Genomic DNA, 4,359 nt, shown 5'->3' with positions numbered 1-4,359 from the left:
TGCGGATACTCACTTTTTCCCCGTTGAAAATCTAGATATTATCGATAATACACTTAAAAAATATCAGATTAATAATGCTCCTTATCTTCTCAGTCTTTGCACCTTAGAACCCAGAAAAAACCTCAGCTTTCTAATTCGTTGTTTTACGAAAATTATCCTCGATAACCCCAGGATAGACTTAAATCTAGTTTTAGTGGGTGTTAGTGGCTGGAAAAACAACGATATTTTAAAAACTGCCCAAGAAAACCCGATTTTAAAAAATAGAATTATCTTCACTGGTTACATTCCTGATGAAGACTTAAGTGCTATTTATAGCGGTGCCACTGCTTTTATTTATCCCTCTCTTTACGAAGGATTTGGATTACCTCCCCTAGAAGCAATGCAGTGTGGAACCCCGGTGATTACTTCTAATACCAGTTCCTTACCCGAAGTGGTGGGAGATGCGGGAATTATGATTAATCCCACCGATGAAGACGCATTATGTCAAGCAATTTTAACTATAATTCAAGATAGCCAACTCAGAAAAACTCTCTCAGAAAAAGGACGAGAACGCGCTCAACAATTTAGTTGGGCAAAATGTGCCGAAGAAACCGTGAAAGTTTATCAAATTGCCGCTAATTGCCGTTAGGATGTTCCTGTATAAACTAAATGGTAAAATAGCCCATCAGCGCTTTTCCTACCCCAAAACTCGATAAAATCCTCAGAGAGAGATATATTCAACGAGAACAGGAAAGACAAACCCTGCTGACAAAAACCCAACAGTGGCTTGATGAAAATGCTGTAGAATACGGAATTAATCGAGCTTATATCTTTGGGGGGAAGAGGGAATTTTATGGACAACCAAAAACTAATTCCGTTGCCAACCCTTTAGCCACTTTTTGCGGGTAATTGGCAGTAATGCCCAGAAAATAGCCTTATTTGGCTGAGAGAAAATCTTCAGGTCAGTATCTCTAGCATCAGTTACCACATTTATCTTCCCCCGACTCGGTTTTCTCAGCTATTGACAAGGGTTCCCCTAAAAGCCTACAAGTATTTTGGATAGGTATAGCCATTGAGGAACCGACCAAAATATGAAAATAAAGACAAGATTACGGGAATCGGGCAAATTTTTCTTAAAAAGCGGTGCTAGTATCGCCCTAGCACTATTTTTAATCTTAAGTCTGTTCACGGTTAAGGGGACTGCTCCTGCTTTAGCTGTGCTTGCTCAGGGTGACGCGGTAACGGATCCCACTGCTATTTTACGCAATGCCTTACCCATAGATAATAAACCAATTCGTCAAGTGCAACAATCGATCGAAGATATTGCCAAACATCTGCGGGCCAAACGTTGGAGTCCGATTAAAAAAGATGTCAAGGATGCCAATTATGCCCTTTCTACCAAAAGCAACGCTATCTTAGATAGTGTTCCCGAGGCAAGTAAAAGCCAAGGAGAGGAATTAATCGAAAAACTGAAAACGGGAGTGGCATCCCTCGATACGGCCGTAGAAGCGAAGGATAAAGAGGCAGTTTGGTCAACCAGACGGGAATTGCTCAATAATATCACCGCTTTAGAAGAATTAATGGTGGTGGGTTTTCCCTTTAACGTTCCCCCGGAATACGCTAACTTGCCGCAATTGCGAGGACGTGCCACCGTAGAGATGCAGACCACCAAAGGGGATTTAACTATCGTTGTCGATGGTTACAGCGCTCCGGTTAATGGGGGTAACTTTGTGGATTTAGTCCAACGGGGTTTTTATGACGGTTTACCCTTCATTCGCAGCGAAGATAATTTCGTTGTCCAAACTGGGGATCCCGTCGGTGCAGAAGAGGGATTTATTGACCCGAAAACTAAGCAATATCGCTCTATTCCCTTAGAAATTTTGATTAAAGGGGAAGAAGAACCAGTTTATGGCAATACTCTCGAAGAATTAGGGATTTACTTACCCAGTCTCGCCTTACCTTTTAACGCTTTCGGTGCATTGGCCTTGGCGCGTCCGGATACTAATCCTAACGGAGGTTCCTCGCAATTCTTTTTCTTTAAATTCGATAATGAATTAACTCCTCCGGGGTTTAATCTCATGGATGGTCGTTATTCGGTTTTTGGCTATTTAGTCGAGGGAAAAGAGGTGTTAGAAGAACTTACCGATAAGGATAAGATTATCACCGCTAAAGTGGTTTATGGCTTAAATAATCTCGTGCAACCTAGCTAGGGTGGGGGTTTTTAACTAGGTCTTGTCAAGGCAAAAAATTAGTCGAGATAGGGGAAGCATCTCAGATTCTGGGTGCTTCCCCCCATACCCCAGAAAAGTGGCAATTATCGGGGTCAATATTCCCCGCTAGTGAAAGCAAGGCACTTAGTAGATGTTACTGTGTTAACGACCATTTAAGTAAAACGTAGGGTGCGTTAGACGGCAGAAATTCCTGCTTTGACTTGAAGGTAAAAATCCGTCTAAGTAAAACGTAGGGTGCGTTAGACGGCAAAAATTACTGCTTTGACTTGAAGGCAACAATCCGTCGTAACGCACCACCTATCATCAACTAAGTAGTAAAACGTAGAAAGTAAAAATCCGTCGTAAAGCACCACCTATCTAAGTAGCCGGTTACAATGAGATCACTTACTTAGTATTTACTAAATACCTAGTTTTTGCAATGTTAGTAAACGTTCTTTACTAAACTCCTCGTACACTGTTTTCAGATGAGTAATATTCTCCTCCTCTGTTTCCAAAGTTTTCCCGTCTTTAACCACTTTTTTGCCTTGACTTGCCAAAATTTGCCAAACAAATTGTACGGCATCTTGGTTAGAGGATTTAGCCAAGAGGAATAATTGTTCTAAACGATTGACCACTACTCCAGTCCCAATCAAAGGAGAAGCTAAAAAGCTTAATTCCTCACTATAGACTGCTTTCGCTTTCACTGCATTATTAAAAGCATCAGTAGATGGTTTCCGTTGTTGGCAAGTTTGCTCATCCACAGCAGGATGAATATAGCCAATACCAGTTAAAATCACGAGAGCTTGGTAAAGACCATTTAAGTTAATATTTGAGGTTTTGGGGTGATTTTGTAGTTGCAGTAAAGTTTGGGGAGATTCCGCCAAAACCTGACAAATTGGCTGATAAATTGCCTCCTGTAACTTAACTTCTCCCACGGGGAACTGCTGCTCGAACTTGATATTTGCGGGATTAACAAGTAGAGCAAACCGGGTTTCTTGTAGTTGTTTAAGCTGTTCTTGGTTGGTTAAACCTAAAGAGCCTCGACTAAAAATATCACGACGGAATTGGCTATTAACGAAGAAATCTCGCACTACTTCCCGATAGATTGGGTCGCTGATTTTTGCTAATTTTTCTTGGGCTGCTGGGGAGAGATTGACCATATCAATATGATCATTAATATGGGCGGAACCCACATATTTAAGTTTAGCATCCTCTAATTCTTTCGCCACTTCATCGAAGTAAAAAGAATTCCATTCCTGATTGAAATACTCGTGAGCTAAATAATAACGATTTTGGTCTTTCAGGCGCTCGTAACGACTTTTTAAAATTGGATTTTGGACAAAATAACTAGCATTAGCTTCTAATAATTCTCCCGTAAAATTAAGAGCCTGTTCAATGCGGGTTAAAATTGACTCGGAACTGTGTTGACCATGACGTAACATTAAAGCTTGCATCGGCATCGCCGCCGACCAACCCGGAAGGGCATTATAGGAGATATAAACTAATCCCCCCACCTTGAGATTGCGGCGAATAAAATCAACTATTGCTTGGCGATTTCTGGCAGTAATCCAGCTATAAATTCCGTGCAGACTGATGAAGTCAAATTGAGGTAAATCTCGCTCTAAAAATTCCTCAAAACTATCATCAAAGAAAAGAATATTCTTCATTCCCGCCTTGGCCGCTAAATCTCTAGCTGTGGCGATATGGCTAGGATTGAAATCATTGGCATAAAATTGGGCGTGGGGATAGGTAGCCGCTAAAATATTCGTGGTAAAACCCTGACCACAGGCCAATTCACAATAGGTAAATTCTTGGCTAGAATCGGGGGGTTGAATCGATTTAATCAGAGTCGCTAAACCTAATTTTAGGGGACTTAACTCGCCGTAAAAGCCGCTAGTGTAGTTAACTTCCGATACATATCCTTCTGTCCAACTCATAGATTTTCCTCAAATATAATGACAATTCCTAAAATTAAGACTTGATTATACAGCAAAAGAGCCATGTCCCCTAGATTTTTGTTGGTGACAGCAAGGAGAAAAAATTATACAATGTCTATTAATACTAGAGTATTAACCGTTTAGCCAAACAATTCGGCAACTGCCAATAAACCCTAGAAGCGAGATTTCTCGTGAAAACTGACAGTCTCTTTTACCAAATCTTCCTGCGTTTT

The 4,359-nt window shown here is 40.8% G+C and carries 3 protein-coding genes; 2 read left to right on the top strand and 1 reads right to left on the bottom strand.

Annotated features, from left to right (window positions below):
- Both PX482_RS24290 and PX482_RS24285 read left to right on the top strand, forming a co-directional pair.
- A partial coding sequence (locus PX482_RS24290; protein WP_288123138.1) for a glycosyltransferase family 4 protein occupies positions 1-628 on the top strand: 628 nt, incomplete at its 5' end.
- A 442-nt stretch (positions 629-1,070) separates the two neighbouring features.
- Positions 1,071-2,189 carry a peptidylprolyl isomerase gene (locus PX482_RS24285; protein WP_002762547.1) on the top strand — a complete coding sequence of 373 codons (1,119 nt, stop codon included), beginning with the start codon at positions 1,071-1,073 and terminating at the stop codon, positions 2,187-2,189.
- A 419-nt stretch (positions 2,190-2,608) separates the two neighbouring features.
- Here the strand turns inward: PX482_RS24285 and PX482_RS24280 are convergent, their stop codons facing one another.
- Positions 2,609-4,126 carry a methyltransferase regulatory domain-containing protein gene (locus PX482_RS24280; RefSeq protein ID WP_002762546.1) on the bottom strand — a complete coding sequence of 506 codons (1,518 nt, stop codon included), beginning with the start codon at positions 4,124-4,126 and terminating at the stop codon, positions 2,609-2,611.
- Positions 4,127-4,359 lie beyond the last annotated feature (233 nt).

Origin of the sequence: Microcystis sp. M53602_WE12 (assembly GCF_030065455.1) — a bacterium.
Classification (GTDB): domain Bacteria; phylum Cyanobacteriota; class Cyanobacteriia; order Cyanobacteriales; family Microcystaceae; genus Microcystis; species Microcystis aeruginosa.
Note: the sequence above shows the minus strand (reverse complement) of the source record. Positions and strands in the feature narration are given on the sequence as shown.